17 protein-coding genes and 1 tRNA gene are annotated in these 21,004 nt (G+C 39.7%); 8 read left to right on the top strand and 10 right to left on the bottom strand.

The window, feature by feature from the left end:
- Both N2257_02450 and N2257_02445 read left to right on the top strand, forming a co-directional pair.
- A partial coding sequence (locus tag N2257_02450; protein ID MCX7793256.1) for a diguanylate cyclase occupies positions 1-2,667 on the top strand: 2,667 nt, incomplete at its 5' end.
- Positions 2,668-2,679: 12 nt separating this feature from the next.
- Positions 2,680-3,228: a methylated-DNA--[protein]-cysteine S-methyltransferase gene (locus tag N2257_02445; GenBank protein MCX7793255.1), complete on the top strand. Its 549-nt coding sequence runs from the start codon at positions 2,680-2,682 to the stop codon at positions 3,226-3,228.
- A 3-nt stretch (positions 3,229-3,231) separates the two neighbouring features.
- Here N2257_02445 and nadC read toward each other — a convergent pair whose 3' ends face one another.
- From nadC to N2257_02430, 3 genes are read right to left on the bottom strand one after another with little or no spacing between them, the layout of a single operon-like run.
- Positions 3,232-4,083: a carboxylating nicotinate-nucleotide diphosphorylase gene (gene nadC, locus N2257_02440; GenBank protein ID MCX7793254.1), complete on the bottom strand. Its 852-nt coding sequence runs from the start codon at positions 4,081-4,083 to the stop codon at positions 3,232-3,234.
- The gene (locus tag N2257_02435; protein MCX7793253.1) at positions 4,080-6,911 is read right to left on the bottom strand and encodes a valine--tRNA ligase; all 2,832 of its coding nucleotides are present in this window, start codon (positions 6,909-6,911) and stop codon (positions 4,080-4,082) included. The genes nadC and N2257_02435 overlap by 4 nt, the downstream gene beginning before the upstream one ends.
- 16 nt (positions 6,912-6,927) lie before the next feature.
- Positions 6,928-7,827: a response regulator gene (locus tag N2257_02430; protein ID MCX7793252.1), complete on the bottom strand. Its 900-nt coding sequence runs from the start codon at positions 7,825-7,827 to the stop codon at positions 6,928-6,930.
- Between the two features lie 118 nt (positions 7,828-7,945).
- On the opposite strand from N2257_02430, the gene N2257_02425 reads away from it, so the two are divergent.
- Positions 7,946-8,020 (top strand) — tRNA-Val (locus N2257_02425).
- Between the two features lie 16 nt (positions 8,021-8,036).
- On the opposite strand, the gene glgB is transcribed toward N2257_02425, so the two are convergent.
- Positions 8,037-10,217 (bottom strand): 1,4-alpha-glucan branching protein GlgB, encoded by a 2,181-nt coding sequence (gene glgB / locus N2257_02420; GenBank protein ID MCX7793251.1) that lies wholly within the window; start codon positions 10,215-10,217, stop codon positions 8,037-8,039.
- Between the two features lie 207 nt (positions 10,218-10,424).
- Between glgB and glgC the strand changes: the two genes are divergently transcribed.
- The 3 genes from glgC (at position 10,425) to N2257_02405 (ending at position 14,531) form a co-directional block, all read left to right on the top strand.
- On the top strand, positions 10,425-11,642 hold the full coding sequence (glgC, locus tag N2257_02415) for a glucose-1-phosphate adenylyltransferase (protein ID MCX7793250.1): 1,218 nt from the start codon (positions 10,425-10,427) through the stop codon (positions 11,640-11,642).
- 125 nt (positions 11,643-11,767) lie between these two features.
- Complete coding sequence (truD, locus tag N2257_02410) at positions 11,768-12,940, top strand: tRNA pseudouridine(13) synthase TruD (GenBank protein ID MCX7793249.1); 1,173 nt, start codon at positions 11,768-11,770, stop codon at positions 12,938-12,940.
- The gene (locus tag N2257_02405) at positions 12,918-14,531 is read left to right on the top strand and encodes an ATP-dependent helicase (protein ID MCX7793248.1); all 1,614 of its coding nucleotides are present in this window, start codon (positions 12,918-12,920) and stop codon (positions 14,529-14,531) included. The genes truD and N2257_02405 overlap by 23 nt, the downstream gene beginning before the upstream one ends.
- 109 nt (positions 14,532-14,640) lie before the next feature.
- On the opposite strand, the gene ilvD is transcribed toward N2257_02405, so the two are convergent.
- The 6 genes from ilvD to N2257_02375 form a co-directional block, all read right to left on the bottom strand.
- Positions 14,641-16,305 (bottom strand): dihydroxy-acid dehydratase, encoded by a 1,665-nt coding sequence (gene ilvD, locus N2257_02400; protein MCX7793247.1) that lies wholly within the window; start codon positions 16,303-16,305, stop codon positions 14,641-14,643.
- Between the two features lie 46 nt (positions 16,306-16,351).
- Entirely contained in the window at positions 16,352-16,582 is a 231-nt protein-coding gene (locus N2257_02395) for a DUF465 domain-containing protein (GenBank protein ID MCX7793246.1), read from the bottom strand.
- 88 nt (positions 16,583-16,670) lie between these two features.
- Complete coding sequence (gene pgeF / locus N2257_02390; GenBank protein MCX7793245.1) at positions 16,671-17,321, bottom strand: peptidoglycan editing factor PgeF; 651 nt, start codon at positions 17,319-17,321, stop codon at positions 16,671-16,673.
- Positions 17,314-18,837: an NAD(P)H-hydrate dehydratase gene (locus N2257_02385; protein ID MCX7793244.1), complete on the bottom strand. Its 1,524-nt coding sequence runs from the start codon at positions 18,835-18,837 to the stop codon at positions 17,314-17,316. The genes pgeF and N2257_02385 overlap by 8 nt, the downstream gene beginning before the upstream one ends.
- Positions 18,834-19,187 carry a holo-ACP synthase gene (gene acpS, locus N2257_02380; protein ID MCX7793243.1) on the bottom strand — a complete coding sequence of 118 codons (354 nt, stop codon included), beginning with the start codon at positions 19,185-19,187 and terminating at the stop codon, positions 18,834-18,836. Before acpS ends, N2257_02385 begins: the two co-directional genes overlap by 4 nt.
- A 9-nt stretch (positions 19,188-19,196) precedes the next feature.
- On the bottom strand, positions 19,197-19,916 hold the full coding sequence (locus tag N2257_02375; GenBank protein ID MCX7793242.1) for a pyridoxine 5'-phosphate synthase: 720 nt from the start codon (positions 19,914-19,916) through the stop codon (positions 19,197-19,199).
- 56 nt (positions 19,917-19,972) lie between these two features.
- On the opposite strand from N2257_02375, the gene N2257_02370 reads away from it, so the two are divergent.
- Both N2257_02370 and dapB read left to right on the top strand, forming a co-directional pair.
- Entirely contained in the window at positions 19,973-20,167 is a 195-nt protein-coding gene (locus N2257_02370; GenBank protein MCX7793241.1) for a DNA gyrase inhibitor YacG, read from the top strand.
- 32 nt (positions 20,168-20,199) lie between these two features.
- On the top strand, positions 20,200-21,003 hold the full coding sequence (dapB, locus tag N2257_02365; GenBank protein MCX7793240.1) for a 4-hydroxy-tetrahydrodipicolinate reductase: 804 nt from the start codon (positions 20,200-20,202) through the stop codon (positions 21,001-21,003).
- Position 21,004 lies beyond the last annotated feature (1 nt).

Raw genomic sequence — 21,004 nt, 5'->3', positions numbered from 1 at the left:
GTTATAGGCCCTGTTGCAGCAAGATATTTTCTCCTTACAGGTGGAAGGTATAAAAGTATAAAGACCGATCTTGCTGAATGGACGGGAACAATCAGGGAGATAGAGGTTCTTTTAAAATCATTTACAGAGCTGATACCAGAGATGTTATTTAACAGATTAATTGAGGGTGTAACAGGACTGTTAAAAGCATCAGCAGCACTGATTATGGTGCTTGAGAATTCTTCACCGAAGATCCTTGCGTACACTGGCTTGAGTAAAAGATTTATTGAAAATAATCTTTTTTTATTGAGGAGTATTTTTAAGGATATTTTTGAGAAAGCTGAGTGGTTAAGAATAAGAAATGTGAAAGAGAATCCTGAATTATCAGATTATTTTCTTAAAGAAGATATCAGGTCATTTATCGCTGTCCCTGTAAATATGGCTGAAGGTAAGGCTGTTCTCTGTGTTTTTGATAGAAGGCAGAGAGATTTTAATGAAAGGGATAACCTGATCCTCAGTATCCTGTCATCCTTTTCATCACTAATTCTCTCCAGGGGTATAACCTCTGAAGAAGATGTGGAGAAAAAGATAGAAGAACTCCAGAGAATGAATATTGAACTTGAACGCCTGAACAACGCAAAATCAAGATTTTTAGCCAATATGAGCCATGAGCTCAGAACTCCTCTTAATACAATCCTTGGTTTTTCAGAGGTTCTTCTTGAAAGAGCACGAGGTGGGTTAACTCCTGAACAGGAAAGATATATAAGAAATATCCACAATGCCGGTAAATACCTTCTGGAGCTTGTTAACAATGTCCTTGACCTTTCAAAGATTGAATCAGGAAAGTATGATATGGTATATGAGACCTTTTCTTTAAGACAGATGGTAGATGAGGTGATGAAAACCATTGAACCTCTTGCATCAAGAAAGAATATCAAGGTTCATCTTAATTTTCAGGAAGGTATTGAAGATATTACAGCTGACAGAATAAAACTTAAACAGGTCTTCTACAATCTCTTAAATAATGCTATAAAATTTACACCCGAGGCCGGAAGGATAGGCCTTGTAATCACAAGGGATAAAAACAGACCAGGTAAATACGGAGGACTGCCATCTGATGCAGAGGTCATTGTATGTTCTGTATGGGATACAGGAGTGGGAATAAAGCCGGAGGATCAGATAAGGATATTTGATGAATTTGAGCAGGCAGACTCTTCACTTTCCAGACAGGCCGGTGGAGCTGGCCTTGGGCTTGCTCTTACAAAGAGATTTGTTGAGCTTCATGGTGGAGAAATTAGTCTCGAAAGCTCTCCCGGAAAGGGCAGTACCTTTACCTTTTTTATCCCGGCTTCCATTCCGGAGACAAAGGAACCTGTTCTCGAGGTGGAAACTGCAGGCATTGATTATGCGGCTTCAAAAGAGGATGCTCCCCTCATACTTCTTATTGAAGATGACCTTGCCACTGTTGAACTTCTCACGCTTCATCTAAGTCAGGCAGGATACAGGGTAAGCCATGCCTTTGATGGTATAGAAGGTATAGAAAAGGCAAAATCGCTTAGACCCTTTGCAATAATCCTTGATATAATGATTCCAAAAAAGGATGGGTGGGAGGTTCTTCAGGAGCTGAAAGCCTCTGAACAGACCTCTTCAATTCCTGTTATAATACATTCAATAGTTGACAATAGGGAGCTTGCCTTTACCCTTGGAGCTGCAGATTATCTCCTGAAACCATTAGATAAGGAGGCTCTCCTTTCAAGGCTGGAGGAACTTTCTTTATCAATGCAGAGGGAAAGAGTTCCAAAAAGTGTACTGATAATTGAGAGTGATGCAAGCACAGTTGCTGAGCTTACAGAGCTCTTTCTCTCAGGTGGATTCCAGATTCATGAGGCCAGGGAAGGAAAGAGCGGTCTTGAGCTTGCCTCTGCCGTAAGACCTGCAATGATACTGATAGGTATAGATCTGCCGGATATATCAGGATTTGATATGGTAAGACAGCTAAGGGAAAATCCTGTTACCAAGGATATACCCCTTTTCCTCTTAACACAGAAGGACATACCTGTTGAGGAGAGGCTTGAACTTGTTGGTAAGATTGAGAGAATCATAAAAAAACATACCTTTGAACCCAAGGATTTAATCTCCTACATTCAGGAACTGGAGATGCTCTATCCGAGAAAGGCCGGTCTTGTTGATGAACTAACAGGTCTTTTCAATCACAGATATCTTGTTCTGAGGCTTGCACAGGAGGTGGAGAGGGCACACAGGTATAAATTACCATTGAATCTCCTTCTTCTTGATATAGATTTCTTTGGCAGATATGTCAGGGAGAGAGGTGAATTTTACGGGAATATAGTGCTCAAAAAGATTGCAGAACTTCTCAAGAAGAATACAAGGGGTTCAGATGTAGTTGTAAGATATGGCGGAGATGCCTTTGCCATAATCCTCGCCAATACATCCTTTGAAGCAGCCAGGGCACTTGGAAACAGATTCAGTGCCATTATAAAGAATCATCCTTTCCTTTATGCAGAGACCCTTCCAAAGGGAAAGATTACTGTAAGTGTTGGTCTTGCAACACTTGAAACTCAGTCAGCTGAAGAGCTTCTCTGGTGTGCTGAAAAGGCCCTTAAAGAAGCAATCAGGCATGGTGGTGACCGGGTGGAGGTTTATAATTCCTCTGCCATGATGGTATGAAGCACGCAAGAGATGACGAATGAAGGGAAGGTGCTTTTCTTTGACCAGATAGAGACCTCTCTTGGAGTTTTTTACATTCTTTTTGATAAAGATGTGTTTTATGGTATAACAACAATTCTTTCTGACGAACCTGTAGAGAAAAGATTCCCATGTTATTTCAGAGGCTTAATATCAGTGATAAAAAGAAAGAAAATCCCGCAAAGAATCCTTTCACAGTTTCAAGAATATTTTGATGGTAAAAGATTTTACTTTGAACTGAAAACAGTTCTGGACCTTGATGATGCTAATATATATTTTTCTCCTTTCGAGATAAAGGTATGGAAGGCCATTCGCTCTATACCCTTTGGAGAGACAAGGACTTATGGATGGCTTGCCAGAGAGATTGGCAGGCCCTCTTCACAGAGGGCAGTTGGTCAGGCTCTAAAAAGAAATCCACTTCCTATTGTTATTCCCTGCCACAGAATAGTGGGCAGCAGAGATTTATGCGGTTATAGTCTTGGGCTTGATTTGAAAAGAAGGCTTCTCATGCTTGAGCGCTATCATTCGGATTCAGTGAGGTAAAAACTAATCCACTATTTTAAGACTTATGTCCGCTGCTTCAGCAGAGTGAGTGAGCATTCCTGCTGATATAAAATCAACACCTGTCTCAGCAATGGCCCTAACATTCCCAGGATTTACATTACCCGAAGCTTCTATCAATATTCCTGGTTTTTTTTCTCTGATATATTTTACTGCCTTCTTCATCTCTTCTATATCCATATTGTCAAGCATGATTGCATCCACACCTGCCTCTACTGCTTCATTAACCTCCTCAATATCTTTAACCTCAACCTCAATCTTTAGAAGATGATGGAAGGCTTTACTATTTTTTATATTATCCACAGCTTTTTTAATACCACCGGCAGCTTTAATATGATTATCCTTTATAAGGATACCATCATAAAGACCGAATCTGTGATTATAACCTCCTCCTATCCTTACAGCATATTTTTCAAGATAACGCATGCAGGGAGTGGTTTTCCTTGTATCGAGTATCCTTGCCTTTGTGCCTTTTATCTCTTGAACAAACCTCGCTGTAAGTGTGGCTATACCAGAAAGCCTCTGGAGTATATTCAATCCTGTCCTTTCACAGGCTAGTATTGAATGTGTTCTGCCCTTAAGCTTTGCAATCACATCTCCTCTTTCTATCTGTGAGCCATCTTTTTTTAATATATTAAATTCTATATCAGGATCATATAGTGTAAAAAGCTCTTTAATAAAAGGCATTCCAGCAAGGATAAAATTGGACTTTGCTATTATAATTGCATCTGAGATATTTTCAGATGGGATGGTGAGTTCTGTTGTTATATCTCCATGGAGGATGTCTTCCTCAAGCGCCTTTTTCAGAAATTCTTTTATCTCTTGAGGAATATTCATTGCATCTCTTTAAGTCTCTCAATACCTTCAATCAGTTTCTGTTTTTTTATTACAAGACTTTCATATTCCCTTCTTTCCTTTTCAACTACATGGGGAGGTGCCTTTTTGAGAAAGTCCTCATTGAGCAGTTTTTTATTTATGAATTCCATCTCCTTTAGAACAGAATTGAGGTCTTTTTTGAGTCTGTTGATTTCCTGTTCAAGATTAATAATACCTTCAAGTGGAAGGTATATCTCAAACCCCTCCCTCACAGCTATGGCAGAACCCTTTGGACGCTTAACATCCTCACCTATACCGATTATATCCCTGATACGGGCTAATTTCTTTATATGTACTTGGTGTGTCTTCAGGATCTCTGTTATTCCCCGGGCAGAGGTCTTCACCAGTAAGTCCAGTTCCTTTGATGGAGGAATGTTAAGCTCACCTCTTATTGTTCTAATAGTCATTATGGTATCAATAAGAAAGGATATTTTTTCTTCTGCCTCCGGGTCTTCAGTCATTTTCTCAGGATAGGGAGTTATCATGATGCTTATTTCCTTATGAGGCAGATGCTGCCAGATCTCTTCTGTAACAAATGGCATGAAGGGATGAAGGAGTCTCAGAAGCTTTTCAAGGATATAAACAAGAACCTTTTTTACATCTTCTCTTTCGGAAGCAGTCCTGCTATCCTGCTCTGAATAGAGGTATATCTTTGAAAATTCTATATACCAGTCGCAGAATTCATGCCATATAAATTGATAGATTGAGCTTGCTGCATCATTAAACCTGTACTGATTAAGGCTATCATTGATCATACGAATTGTGAGCTGCAGTCTGTGAAGAATCCAGCGGGTCGGTAAATTGAATTCCTTTCTATTTTTTTCTATATATCCATCATCAGGGATCTCTTTTATATCCTCTGTATTCATGAGAATGAATCTTGAGGCATTCCAGAGTTTGTTCACAAATGCCCTGTAACCCTCAAGTCTCTCTTCAGAGAATCTTATATCCCGGCCCTGGGCAGCAAAGGCTGCAAGGGTAAATCTGAAGGCATCCGTACCGTATCTATCAATCATAACAAGCGGATCAATAACATTACCCTTTGATTTTGACATCTTCTGACCTTTCTCATCCCTCACTATTGCATGTATATAGACATCCCTGAATGGAACCTCATTCATGAATTTAAGACCCATCATTATCATCCTTGCAACCCAGAAGAAAAGTATATCAAAAGCTGTTACAAGAACACTTGTTGGATAAAAGGTCTTCAGGTCCTCTGTTTCTTCAGGCCAGCCGAGTGTGGAGAAAGGCCAGAGAGCAGAGGAGAACCATGTATCAAGTACATCAGTATCCTGAAGAAGTTCTGAACCACATTCAGGACATTTATTGAGTTCATCAATAGAAACTATGGGTTTTATATCCTTATCCATCTCAACAGAATCAACAACGGAGAGTATATCTGAATGGGAAAATCCCGCCTCCTTTAGCTCAACATATGTTGCCTTTTCTTTTGATATACCTTTTAGAAGCAGGGGTTTTGATAGTTTAATAACTATCCTTTCGCCCTGTCTTCTTCCTTCTGAATCCCTGCACTCAGGACAGTACCAGACAGGTATCCTGTGACCCCACCATATCTGTCTCGAGATACACCAGTCCTTGATATTCTCCATCCAGGCATAGTAGCTATTAAGCCATATTTCAGGGATTATCCTTATCCTTCCATTTCTTACAGCCTCAATAGCGGGTTTTGCAAGGGGTTCTATCTTTATATACCACTGGAGCGTAGGTAGCGGTTCAATGGCTGTCTTGCATCTATAACAGTGACCAACTGAATGAATATACCTTTCTTCTTTTTCAAGAAGACCCTGTTCCTTCAGATCACTGATTATTTCTTTTCTTGCCACATATCTATCAAGACCTTCATATTTTTTACCTGCCTCTGGTGTCATTTTTGCATTTCTGTCAATAACTATTAGAGATGGCAGACCGTGTCTTTTTGCTATCTCTTCATCAGCAAAATCATGGGCCGGTGTAACCTTAACAGCTCCTGTTCCGAAATCTTTTAATACGGCGCTATCTCCAACAATATTTATTTTTCTGTTTGTAAGAGGCAGGATTAGCTCTTTTCCAATGAGTGATGAATATCTCTCATCCTCGGGGTTGACCGCCACAGCAGTATCTCCAAGCATGGTCTCGGGCCGTGTTGTAGCTACAGTTATATAACCCTTACCGTCAGAAAAGGGATATCTTATATAATAAAGTCTACCTTCAATCTCCTCGTATTCAACCTCCAGGTCTGACAGAGCAGTCTGGCACCTGGGACACCAGTTGATCAACCTGTAATCCCTGTAGATAAGTCCTTCATTAAAGAGCCTCACAAAAACTTCTCTTACAGCTCTTGAGAGGCCTTCATCCATAGTGAATCTTTCTCTTGACCAGTCGCATGAAGCTCCAAGCCTTTTTAACTGAGAGATAATCTGACCACCTGAAAGCTCCTTCCACTGCCAGACCCTTTTTATAAAGGCATCCCTGCCAAGTATCTGTCTCGTGAGATTTTCCTTCTGGAGAAGCCTTTCAACCACATTCTGTGTTGCTATACCAGCATGGTCCGTTCCAGGCAACCAAAGTGTCTTAAATCCCTGCATCCTCTTCCATCTTATAAGGATGTCCTGAAGAGTTGCATTAAGGGCATGACCCATATGGAGCGAACCTGTGACATTTGGTGGAGGAATTACAATACAGTAGGGTTCACCTTCACCTGAGGGCCTGAAGAGTTCATGGCTCAACCAGAAATTATAAATTTTTTCTTCACAATCTTTTGGTTCAAAGGTCTTTCTGTCTTTCATAGGGAAGGAATTTTTTTCAGGATAAGGATACCTTTATTCTCTCTATCTCCTTTGTTATGAGTGTCTCTGCCAGCTCGGGAAGGGTTTCCCAGAGAACCTTTTCTATCTCACTGGAAATACCAGAAAGAGAGCCTTTCAGGAGCTCCTTTGTAAGATCTTCTATAAGGTATGGAAGTCTTTCTGCAAGCATCTTTTCGACAGAATCCTTGACAGCGGCTCTTATGATGGAGGGAAGGTCAGAACTGGCAATTATTCCTGCTACAGCATCCCTTATAGCCCTTTCAAAAGACTCTTTTGAAATTCCTGTAAGAGGTTGTTCTGGGATTGCTGTTTTTTCTTCTACTGTAAAAGATCTTTCTTCTGTTAGGGGGACAATTTTCTGTTCTGGCTGGGTTATAACTTCTGGACTTTCTTCAATAGTAATCTGTTCCGCGGGCTCTTCAACCTCCCATATTTCTTCTTCAACCATTATTGCCTCTTCACTCTCTTCTGTCAGAGCTGTCACTGGAGAGGGCTCTTCTATGAGCTCTTCTTCCATTTTTTTCTCTTTTCTGCCCAGAAAGGAATTTATCTTGCTTAGAAGTTCCTGTGCTTCAAAAGGTTTTGTGAGAGTGCCATCAGCTTTTACATTTTTCACAAGTTCCACATCTATTGGCTCAAAGGCCCCTGCAAGGAGTATAACAGGTATGTGTTTTGTTCGTGAATTATTTTTAATTCTTTCACAGAGTTGATAACCGTTAAGCACGGGCATCTCTGCATCTGCAAGAACAATATCAGGAGTGTAAGAAAGCATTGTTGTTAAGGCTTCCTGACCATTGTTTACAGTTTTAACCTCAAAACCGTGTTCTGTAAGAATGAGCTCAACAACCTTCTGTATTGTAATACTGTCATCTGCAAGTAGTACCTTTGTTGCCATCCTCTCACTCCTGAATTTTTATTAATTTTAGGCTAAAGTATAGAAAAAGTCAACAGCACAAGAATTTTTTTAGATTCTTGACAGGAAGGTATAGTAATAGGTTAATTTATATAACCTAAGGCGCGTAGCTCAGTGGGAGAGCGCTTCCTTGACGCGGAAGAGGCCAAGGGTTCGATCCCCTTCGCGCCTACCATTCTTGATTTATTTAATTAGTCTCGCTGTGGTTTAAATACAAGTGCAGCAAGAGGTGGAAGGGTTATACTGATGGAATAAGGTCTTCCGTGAGCTGGTATTCTTTCAGCATGAACACCGCCACGATTCCCTACATTACTTCCCCAGTAGATTGCTGAATCGCTGTTCAGTATCTCTCTGTAATAGCCAGATCTAGGAACTCCTATTGTGTAATTAAATCTGATGACGGGAGTAAAATTATAAACAAAGACAAGAAAGTCGTCAGGATTTTTTGCCTTTCTAATAAAGGCAATAATACTCTTTTCAGAGTCATGAAAATCAATCCATTCAAAGCCATTCCAGTGAAAATCAAGCTCATGTAGTGATGGTTCTTTTTTAAGCAGTGAATTGAGGTCCTTTATTAATAACTGAATTCCTCTGTGTGATTCATATTGAAGGAGATGCCAGTCTATACTTGAATTGTAATCCCATTCCCTCCACTGCCCGAATTCACTGCCCATGAATAGGAGTTTTTTTCCCGGATGGCCAAACATATATCCGTAAAGAAGCCTTAGATTTGCAAATCTCTGCCAGTCGTCTCCTGGCATCTTTCCAAAGAGTGAACCCTTACCGTGGACTACTTCATCATGGCTTAATGGAAGTATAAAATTTTCGCTGAAGGCATAGAGCATGCTAAATGTAAGATTTCCCTGATGGTATTTTCTGAAAACAGGGTCTTTTGAGAAATACTCAAGGGTATCATGCATCCATCCCATATTCCATTTCATGCTGAATCCTAGCCCGCCTATATAAGTGGGCCTTGAAACCATGGGCCATGCAGTTGATTCCTCAGCAATTGTGAGAACTCCCGGGAAATAATGATGAACCGTTTCATTGAGATATTTAAGAAAGGATATCGCCTCAAGATTCTCTCTTCCACCATAGATGTTTGGAATCCATTCTCCTTCTTTTCTTGAATAATCAAGATAGAGCATGGATGCTACAGCATCTATTCTCAGACCATCGATATGGTATTTTTCTAGCCAGAAAAGTGCACTTCCTGTAAGAAAATTTCTTACCTCATTTCTTCCATAATTAAAAACCAGACTTGACCAGTCAGGATGGTATCCCTTTCTCGGGTCTTCATGCTCATAAAGGCATGTTCCATCAAAGAACCTTAGCCCGTGGTCATCAGAGGCGAAATGGGATGGAACCCAGTCAAGTATTACACCTATTCCATTTTGATGACACTGGTCTATAAAATACATCAGGTCTTCAGGCCTTCCATATCTACTTGTTGCTGAATAGTAACCCGTTGTCTGGTAACCCCATGATCCATCAAAGGGATGTTCTGTAATAGGCATCAGCTCAATGTGGGTAAATCCCATTTCCTTTACATATGGTATGAGATGGTGGGCAAGTTCTCTATAATTAAGAAATCTATTTCCTTCCTCAGGAACTCTCATCCATGAGCCAGCGTGTACTTCATAAATTGAGATGGGTGATTCGTAGGGATTTGAATACTTTCTTCGCTCCATCCATTCGTCATCATTCCATTTATAAGAATTTAGATTTACAACAATGGAAGCAGTCTTTGGTCTCAATTCCGAATAATAGGCAAAGGGATCGGACTTAATTCTGATAATGTTGTTGTGGTATTTTGACCTGATTTCGTATTTATAAAGTGAATCTTCCTTTACTCCTGGTATGAATATCTCCCAAATTCCAGAGCTCTTTAATGGTCTCATCATGTGTATTCTTGAATCCCATCTATTGAAATCTCCAATTACACTCACCCTTTCAGCATTTGGTGCCCATACAGCAAAGTGAGTTCCTCTGATTCCATCAATCTCCATTATATGGGCACCAAGTTTATCATATATTCTGTGATGGGTTCCTTCATTAATTAGGTGAAGATCAAGGTCACCAAGAATAGGTTTATCAAATGAATAGGGATCAATAAACTCTTCTGTAAGGTTATTATAATCAATAGTCTTTAGTTTATAATGTTTCTCCTTGAGTTCTTCAAGTTCTAACTCAAAGAGTCCTTTTTCTATCTCCTTAAATCTGTATTTTTTTTTACCAATCAAAAGCCAGACATTCTTTACATGTGGAAGATAGGTTCTGATGATTATCTTTTCTCCTTTTTTATGAGTACCGAGGACTTCAAAGGGATCTGATAATCTTCCTTCAATAAGTGCCATTATCTTCTGCTGCATGAATAATTTTAACATAACTTTTCTATCTGACGATAGAAATCATATGTTCAATATTTAAGAGGGAAGATGTGCTTAACGAAAATACCTCAACCAAAATCTCCGATTTCTTCAGGCTCAGGGAACACTTTGTTCTAAATATTAGAAGCACTGACTTGACAGATGTTTAAACCTCTGCTATAAATAATAAAAAACTTAAAGGAGTTAAATATGCCCCATCCCAGGGTGCTTGCCTTTGTGCTTGCTGGTGGTAAAGGCGAGAGGCTTTTTCCGCTAACAGCCTTTCGTTCAAAACCATCTGTTCCCTTCGGTGGTCGTTACAGGATAGTGGATTTTGTATTGAGCAATCTTATTAATTCCCATATTTATTCAGTGTATCTCCTTGTGCAGTATAAATCCCAGTCTTTGATAGAACATATCAGAAGAAACTGGGTGATGTCTCCCCTTGTTAAGGAACATTTTATTACTGTGGTTCCGCCTCAGATGAGGATGGGTCCTGAGTGGTTTCAGGGAACTGCTGATGCAGTATTTCAGAATCTCAATCTTATTCAACAGCTCAATCCTGAACTTGTTATAGTCTTTGGTGCTGATCATATATACAGAATGGATATAAGACAGATGATAGATTTTCATCTTGAGAAGGATGCATTTGTAACTGTTGCCGCAAGACCTGTTCCCATTGAGACAGCTTCACAATTTGGTGTTATAGTTTCTGATCAGGAAAAGAGGATCACCGGCTTTCAGGAAAAGCCTAAAAAACCTTCACCTATGCCCGATAATCCGAAGATGGCCTATGTGTCAATGGGAAATTATATATTCAATAAAGATGTACTTATTGAATCATTAATCAAGGCTCAGAATAAAAAACAGCATGATTTCGGTGCCCATATTATACCTGACCTTGTTGAGACAAAAAAGGTATTTGCCTACGACTTTGGTACAAATATAATCCCTGGCACAAGAGATTACGAAGAAAAAGGTTACTGGCGCGATGTGGGGACAATAGCGGCTTATTTTAATGCACATATGGATATGCTTGGAGAAAAACCATTGTTTGAACTGAATAACAGACTCTGGCCCATACATCCATCAAGTTCAGAATTTCCACCGGCAAAAATATTGAAGGCTGATATAATGAACAGTATAATTGCTGAGGGAACAGTAGTTGGAAAGGCGAAGATAATAAATTCTGTAATAAGGAGCGGGGTTGTGATAGAAGACGATGTGACAATTGAGGAATGCATAATAATGGATGATGTGGTTATAAAAAAGGGTGCAGCTTTAAAGAGATTGATAGTTGATAAACTTAATACAATAGAGGAAGGCGAAAGGATAGGTTTTGAGCCTGAAAAAGACAGGTTCAGATGTCATATAGACCATTCAGGAATAGCTGTAATTCCCAGGGGCGGTAGACTTGTTAAGAGTTAAAGGAATAATGAAGTGATTGTGCCTAAATCTTTCCTAATTTCAAATCCTTGGGTTTTTTAAAGAGGCATACCATATTTTTGAAAGTATCTTGAAAATCTTTATTACTATTTTTATCCTAAAAATTTATGAAGATAAAGGTGAAACCGGATGACTTTGTTGTTCAGGAGAAGGCAAAGCTACCATTGAGAAAAGGTGGAAGATTCAAGGTTTATATACTTACAAAAAAAGGATACAATACTCTGGATCTTCTCTTGAAACTTTCAAAGGCCTTTGGTATTTCCTTTCAGAGGTTTTCCTATGGAGGTAAAAAGGATAGATATGGCCTTACCTCTCAGTATATAACCATTGATGATACCTCATTGAGAGAGAGAGAAGAAGAATCCTTTAGTCTGAAATACGTTGGTGACATGGACAGACCCATGGGACCTGACCTTATTGAGGCAAATGAATTTAAAATCGTTGTAAGAGACCTTAAAGAAGAAGAAGCTGAAAAGGCTCTCGGAGAGATAGAGTGGGTAAAACAGTATGGATATCCAAATTACTTTGATGACCAGAGATTCGGAAGTTTTTCCAGAGAACAGGGATTTATTGCAGAAAAAATATTAAAAAAACATTATAATGGTGCAGTGAAGATATATCTTACGGCAGTACATCCAGAGGACAGGAAGGAGGAAAAAGAGAGAAAGAGGTTTTTCTATGAGAACTGGGGAAAGTGGGATGAGTGTCTGAAAAAAGCAAAAACCTCTATTGAAAAAAGGGCATTCAGGATCCTAAGCAAAAAAGAAGAAAAACCTTTTCTCAAGATTATTCAGACTATCCCGGGATATGAACTCTCTATTTTCTTCGCAGCCTTTCAATCCTATATCTGGAATAAGATGGCAGAGAGGATAGTCATGATTTATGGTGATGAGATTATTAGATACAGGGGTAATTACTGGGATTATCTATTTTACAGAAAACCTCAGTCCTTTGAATATCTCAGAAGTTTGATTATCCCGACAGCCTCTCATAAAGCACAGATGCCCGATGAGCTGACAGAGGTGATTTATAATAATATCCTTAAAGAAATGGAACTCAAGCCTTCAATGTTTAATCTTAAAAAAATAAGAGCAGCCTTTTTCAGTTCAACACCGAGACCCTTTGTAGTAATACCTGATCTGAAGGGTTATGATATCAGAGATGATGAGGTTTATCAAAACAGAAAGGCCCTTTATCTTCATTTTGAGCTTAAGAGGGGAAGTTATGGAACAATGTTTATAAAGAGACTGATGGCAGATGGATATAGAAATAATCCTTGAGGGTTTAAACGAATCCCAGAGACATGCTGTTACAGCACCTGATTGTCCTGTACTTGTTGTAGCAGGACCAGGTACAGGTAAGACCCTTACAATTGTAAGGCGGATTGCCTATCTTATAGCAAAGGGCTTAAGTTTTGAGGAAATATGTGCTCTTACTTTTACAAACAGGGCAGCCTCTGAGCTCAAACAACGGATAAGAGCTTTTTACGGAGGACTCAATGGATTGTTTGCTGGAACCTTTCACCTTTTAGGTTTAAGGCTCTTAAGAGAATTTAGTGGTGAAGATTTTTATATTATCAGTAGGGAAGAACAGATAGAGCTCATTAAAAGAATATCTGGTGCGGGAAAGCCATCAGTTATCCTTGAAAGGATATCAAGGGTAAAGAATCTCGTTGATAAACCTGACGAGAAGCTTAAAAAGATAATTAACGATTATTATGAAATTCTTCTTGAAAAAAAAGCCCTTGACTATGATGATCTTTTAATAAGGGCAATAGAGCTACTGAGCGATCCATCTTTTAAGAGTAGATATAGCAGAACTATGAGGTATCTACTGGTGGATGAGTATCAAGATATTAATCCTCTTCAGCTCAAAATGCTAAAGATGCTATCTGTGGATAAAATATTTGCTGTTGGTGATCCTGATCAGTCAATCTATAGCTTCAGGGGAGCAAATGTAGAGAATTTTATCAATTTTGAAAAGGAATATCCTCATGCTGTAAAAATTGTTCTTGATAAAAACTACAGATCCCAGCCTTTTATAGTTAAGGCTTCAGAAACATTTATTGAAAATAATAAAGAGAGGATACCTAGAAATATTGTGAGTATCAAAAGAGAGGGACTCCCTGTGAAGATAGTTTCCCTGCCTGATGACAGGGCTGAGATTGATTTTATTGTTAAGGAGATAGAAAAAAGGATGGGCGGCATGAGCCATTACAGCCTTATGAAAGGTATGGATGTTGCCGAAAGGAGTGATTATGTTTTCTCCGATTTTGCAGTACTATTTAGGACAAATAATCAGGTGTTAGCAATGGAGTCTGAATTAAAAAAGGCAGGTATACCCTGTTATGCCATGGGAAGGACTTTTATAGATTCTATAAAAGAAATAATTCTCTATCTTGAAGAAAATAAGGATAAGCCCTTAGAATTGCTTATATCAGAACTGAGAAAAAAATATAAAATAATAAATTCCCTGATGGCTGATTATATTCCATCTTCAACTGATGACCTTATAAGCTGGCTTAAACTTACGGGTCCTGAAGAAGACAGGCTTCAGGCTGAGGGTGTGAGGCTTCTTACAATTCATATGTCTAAGGGTCTTGAATTCAGGGTAGTCTTTATTTCAGGCCTTGAGGAAGGTCTGATTCCTATTGAGCCAGAAAATTTAGAAGAGGAGAGGAGACTCCTTTATGTAGCCATGACAAGGGCAAAGGAAGAATTATACCTTCTTCAGGCAAGAAGAAGAAAGCTATATGGTAAGACAGAGATTCAGAAACCTTCCTCCTTTTTATCAGAGATTAAAGAGGAATTTGTAGAAACACTCTATTTACCAGATAGATATGAAAAAGAAAGGCAGCTCGGACTCTTTTAATCTTCACGATTCAATATACTCATAATTGAGTAATTCCATTTTATCATTCTTCATTTCAAGGCATTTCTGTTCTTTGTAAGATAGGTGAATATTTCTGGTATATAAAGGCTTACTCTTCCTTCATTACAGCACCTGTGCCTGCAGATGTTACAAGCTTTGCATATCTTGCAAGCCATCCCTTTGTTATCTTTGGTTTTGGAGGTTTCCATTTGGAAAGTCTCTTCTTTATTTCTTCTTCAGAAAGAAGAAGGTCAATCTTTCTTTTTGGAATATCGATCTTTATTCTGTCTCCATTCTGGATTATTGCAATAGGTCCTCCCTCCATTGCCTCTGGCGATATATGACCTATACAGGGACCCCTTGTTCCACCTGAGAACCTGCCATCTGTAATAAGTGCAACGGATTCACTCAGTCCCATACCTGCTATGGTTGCTGTTGGTGAAAGCATCTCCCTCATGCCAGGACCTCCTTTCGGACCCTCATATCTTATCACAACAACATCACCTGGCTTGATCTCTCCATTAAGAATTGCTTTCATGCCTTCTTCTTCTGAATCGTAGACCTTTGCAACTCCTTCAAAGACCATCATCTTTGGGCTAACAGCAGATTGCTTAACAACAGCTCCATCAGGTGCCAGATTTCCCCTGAGAATAGCTATACCACCTTCTTTATGATAAGCCTTTTCAAGAGGCCTAATTACATTCTCATCATAGATTTCTGCCCTCTCGGCAATCTGGTGAGTTGTAAAGCCGCTGAGTGTCATTGTATTATGAATCAGTTTTCCTAGTCTTTTAAGCACAGCAGGTATTCCTCCTGCAGCATCAAGGTCTTCAAGGAAATGTTCTCCTCCTGGAAGCATATTGGCAATATGAGGGGTTGTACGGCTCAGCTCATCAAATACTTCAAGGGGAAGCTCAACTCCTGCTTCACGGGCTATTGCAGGGATATGAAGAACTGTGTTTGTTGAACCGCCAAGTGCAAGGTCGACCCTTATAGCATTTTCAAAAGCCTTTCTTGTCATTATCTTCCTCGGTCTGATATTTTTCCTTACAAGCTCCACAATCCTTCTTCCGCTCTCAAAGGCAATCCTTCTTTTATGGGAGGTGATTGCAAGACTTGTGGCACAGGTTGGAAGGCTCATTCCCAGTGCCTCCGTTACACAGGCCATTGTATTTGCTGTGTACATTCCCTGACAGGAACCCGGTCCTGGGCATGCACAGAGTTCAAGCTGTTCAAGCTCCCTTTCTGATATCAGGCCCTTTTTGAATTTCCCTATCGCCTCAAAGGTATCGTTAACAAGGGAGAGTCTTTTGCCTTTAAGAAGCCCTGAGTGCATAGGTCCTGCTGTTATAACAATTGATGGAATATTTATCCTTGCTGCTGCCATTAGCATACCTGGTGTTATCTTGTCACAATTAGTTAAAAGAACAAGACCATCAAACTGATGGGCCTCTGCTATGGTCTCAACCATATCAGCTATCAATTCTCTTGATGGGAGGCTGTAATGCATCCCTCTGTGTCCCATGGCTATTCCATCACATATTCCTGGAATTCCAAAAAAGAAGGGATAGCCTCCTCCAGTGTGAATACCCTTTTCAATAAATCTTTCAAGATCTCTCATACCTATATGTCCCGGAATGATGTCTGTAAAACTTGATGCAACCCCTATGAAGGGTTTGTTGATTTCTGATTTAGGAAGGCCCGTGGCATAGAGTAGTGCCCTGTGGGGAACCCTTTCAAGTCCTTTTTTTATCCGTGAACTTCTTAAAGGCATAAAAATCCTCCCGCTATGAGCTAGAAATTTTATATAAAATAAAAAATTAATTTAAAGAATGGCTCTTTTTGTATTCTTCTATAAGCTCAAGCATTCTGTCTTTTTTTGAAAGTTTTAGTTTTTTCAAATTATGTATCTCAAGTTCTTCCTCACTTGTTAGATATCTCTTTGATTCCAGTTGTTTTAGGGTATTGTCAAGATTTCTGTGTTCCTGTTCGAGTCTTCTGAATTCCTCGTTTTCTTTTCTTAGAAGCTCAATTATTTCCTGTTCTTTCAATTGGGGCCTCCTTCTGCCACCATTGAGTGGCCTGAAGAATTAAACCCTGCACTCAGGGGTTTCTTATTCAAAGTTACCACAATTGAGATTAAATTTCAATAAGGATGAATCCTCCTTGCCTGCCAGCAAGTTTTCCGTGATATCTGTAAGAATAGAATCTCTCATTGGAACATCGTGTGCACTCTCCTGAATGCCAGATATTTTCTCTTTTAAGACCTTCTGAAACTGCCTGTATTATATTTTCCATGACAAGGTCAATATAGTACTTACCCTTTCTTTCTGTATAAAAAGAACCTGTCTGTGAAGATACTGCCTCCATTACAGATTGTTCCACCTCATAGCAGCAAGGACCTATTGATGGACCTGTTGCCATCAGTATCCTTGATGGATCAGATGAGAAGACTTCTTTAAATTTTTTTATAGCATTCTTAATTATGCCTTGAGCAGTTCCCCTCCATCCTGCATGTACTGCACCTACAGCAGGTATGGAAGGGTCACAGAGAAGAATGGGAAGGCAGTCAGCTGTCTCTACTCCAAGGACTATTCCTTTTCTATCAGTAATCACTCCATCAGCAACCCTTCTTTCCATACCATCAAGGATAATTACCTCTGAAGTATGTCTCTGAATTGGTTTGTATACTGGGTAACTGAGTTGATATATATGGTCGTGGCTTTCCTTTGTTGTAAAAAAGGCCTTTATATTTTCTGGAAAGATCTCTGGCACAATGAGGTCATTCACAGGTTAGCTCCTTAAAGGCACCGGGTATATATTCAATTATATCAGAGGCAAGAAGGCTCCACAGGCCTTTTTCTTTTGAGCCTATATCGCCTGCAAGACCATGCATGTAGACACCAAGAATAGAGGCATTGAGCGGTGAAAGACCCTGGGCCATAAGACCTGCAATTATCCCTGTAAGAACATCACCACTTCCTGCCTTTGCCATTCCCGGATTTCCTGTAGTGTTTATATAAGAATAACCCTCATGGCTAATTACAGTTGGTACTCCTTTAAGCACAGTTGTAACACCATATTTTAGAGAGAATTCTGAAGAGAGCTCTATCCTTCTTTTCTCAATCTCTTCCCTGGATATACCTGTGAGTCTCGAGAATTCTCCTGGATGGGGTGTTATGACACATTGCTTTTTGTTTTTAAGTAAAAAAGTAAGACCTTCCAGACAATTTATTCCATCAGCATCAATAACGAGCGGAATATTCATTGAATGCAGCAATCCCTTCATTATTTCCTTTGTATCCTCTGTTACACCCATACCTGGACCAATTGCAATGACCTGTGCCTTTTTTTCTGAAAAGTCAGAAATGACCTTTAATGCCTCTTTGCGTAATATGCCATCACCGCTGTCAGGAAGACCGAGGCACATCTCATCACTAACCCTTGACTGGAATACTGAAAGTAATGTCTCAGGAACACCCATTGTTACAAGGCCTGCCCCTGATCTCAGAGCGGCACGTGCTGCCATTAGGCAGGCGCCTGTCTTTCCCTTTGAGCCTGCAATTATAAGAACGTGTCCGTAGGTCCCTTTGTGAGAATATCTCTTTCTCTGAGGAATCAATGCCCTTATATAATCCTCAGTAAGAAGTTCTGTCTTTATAAAAGGTGCATTGAGAAGTTCTTCGGGAAATCCTATGTTTTCTACATAAAGTTTCCCTGTGTATTCTGCACCAGGGAATAAAATATGCCCTCTTTTTGGAAGACCAAAGGTCACTGTAAGATCAGCCCTGATAGCCTTTCCCATTACAGAGCCGTCATCAGAGGATATTCCGGAGGGAATATCCACTGCTACCACAGGATTTCCAGATGAATTAATCTTATCAACAAGCTGAGCAAGGTCACCGGATATCTCTCTTTTAAGACCTGTTCCAAAAAGGGCATCCACTATTATCACCTTTCTGAGGTCATCTTTATTTAAATCCCTGCTTACTTTAAAGGGTATTTTTGCTTTTTTTAGTCTTTCAAGTTGTATCTTTGCTTCAGGGCTGAGTTTATCTTTATCGAATAAAAGGCAGACCTTTACATTGAATCCAGATTTTTTAAGATACCTGGCAGCAACGAGTCCATCTCCACCATTATTTCCCGGACCGGCTATAACCATGACATTACCCTTTTTAAAAAACTCTTTGATCCTAAGGGCTACAGCTCTACCAGCCCTTTCCATAAGATTAAGAGCAGAAATACCATATTCTTGAATGGTTTTTTTATCAATCAGGTGCATCTCTTCAGACGTGACAATCTTCAAGAAATCTCCTCCACAATTACTACGGCAACTGCATACTGAGTGTCATGGCTGAGGCTGATATGAAATCTTAAATTCTCAGGGAGATTATCTTTTACAGAGATATAAGGTTTTCCAGATGGTTCATTTTTTATCTCAATTGAACTGAAACTGAGTCTTTTATTTATTGCTTTCAAGAAGGCTTCCTTTGCAGCAAATCTTACAGCAAGGGATTCATAGGGAGGATTCTTCTGAAAACAGTATATTAGTTCATTTTGAGTGAATATCCTTGAAAGAAATTTTTCCCCCCATTTTTCTACAGCCTTTTTAATTCTATCAATTTTTACTATATCAATACCTGTTCCTTTTATCACAGAAGACCTTTATTTAGTAGCTGATTCAATCAGAGTCTTCATCTCTCTCACGGCTTCTTTCATTCCCACAAGAACAGCCCTTGCCACAATACTGTGGCCTATATAAAGTCCTCTCAGACCAGGGATTTGAGCCACTGATTTTACGTTGTGATAATTAAGGCCATGACCTGCATTCACTTCAAGTCCAACGGACCTTGCCCTCTGGACTGCATTTAGTATTTTCCTTAATTCCTCAGGTTTATTTCTGAAGGATGCATCAGCATAAATACCCGTATGAATCTCCACCATCTGAGAACCAATCTCTTTCGAGATATCAACGTCTTCTGTTGATGGATTTATGAAAAGACTAACAGGGATACCATGTTCATTTATCTTTTTTATGAATTCTTTGAGAGCATTACGATTGTCCTTTACATTGAGCCCCCCTTCTGTGGTGAGTTCCTGTCTTTTCTCAGGTACTATGGTGACAAGATCGGGTTTTGTCTCTATGGCTATCCTAAGCATCTCCTGTGTTGCCGCCATCTCAAGGTTCAGTTCAACTGTTACAATTTCTCTTAGAAGTCTGAGGTCCCTGTCCTGAATATGTCTTCTGTCTTCCCTGAGATGAACTGTTATCCCATCAGCTCCTCCAAGTATTGCAAGGGTAGCTGCCATAACAGGATCAGGCTCCTTGGCAAGCCTTGCCTGCCTTAATGTAGCTACATGATCTACATTCACTCCAAGTAGCATGATTTATTTTAGCATAAAAATTATTTTAGGTAGATTATTTTATGTTAAAATTCAATATGAATATTATATGCCCGGTATGCAGGATAGTTACTACCTGGAATGAAAATCCCTGGAGGCCCTTCTGTTCTGAAAGATGCAAACTTATTGATCTTGGCAGGTGGGCATCTGAGGAATACAGGATATCTGTTCCTGTGGAGCCCGAGCAGAAGATTAGCGGAGAAGAAGAACAACAGACAGAAATAGAAAAGTAAGTTTCGAAATTAATTTTAAAGGAGGTATGGTTATGATTTCCTTTGCAGTTTCAGGAGCACTGGGCAGGATGGGCAGCAGGATAATAACACTCGGTATTCAGGAAGAAGGTTTTGTGTTAAAGGGAGCCCTTGAAAAGAGAGGTCATGAATTCATCGGAAAGGATATAGGTCTTCTTCTGGGACTTAAAGAAACAGGTGTCTTTCTCACTGATGAGCCACAGAATGCTATTAAGGAGGCAGAAGTACTTATTGAATTTTCCACACCCTCAGTAACACTGGAACACTTAAGGCTTGCTGTGGAGCTTAAAAAGGCAATGGTTATAGGTACAACCGGGTTTTCAAAACAAGAGTTGGAGGAATTAAGAAGTCTTGCAGTTAAGATACCCTGTGTGGTGGCTCCAAATATGAGTGTTGGAGTGAATCTTTTGCTAAAAGTTCTAAGGGATGTGGCAGTAGTTCTGGGCGATGAATATGATGTGGAAATTATTGAGGCACATCACAGATTAAAAAAAGACGCACCAAGCGGTACTGCTATGAAGATGGCTCAGGTGATAGCTGATGCACTTGGAAGAAATATTGAAGAGGTGGCTGTTTATGAAAGAAAAGGAATGATAGGTGAGAGGAGTAAAAAGGAGATCGGCATCCAGACTGTAAGGGCTGGAGATATAGTGGGTGAACATACAGTCCTTTTTGGTGGGATAGGGGAAAGGATAGAGATCACCCACAGGGCATCAAGCAGGGATACCTTTGCTAAGGGAGCTTTGAGGGCAGCACGGTGGTTGGTCTCTAAATCACCCGGACTTTATGATATGCAGGATGTACTGGGATTAAGATGAA

Source organism: Thermodesulfovibrionales bacterium, assembly GCA_026417875.1.
Taxonomy (GTDB): Bacteria; Nitrospirota; Thermodesulfovibrionia; order Thermodesulfovibrionales; family CALJEL01; genus CALJEL01.
This window is presented reverse-complemented; position numbering and strand designations above follow the sequence as displayed.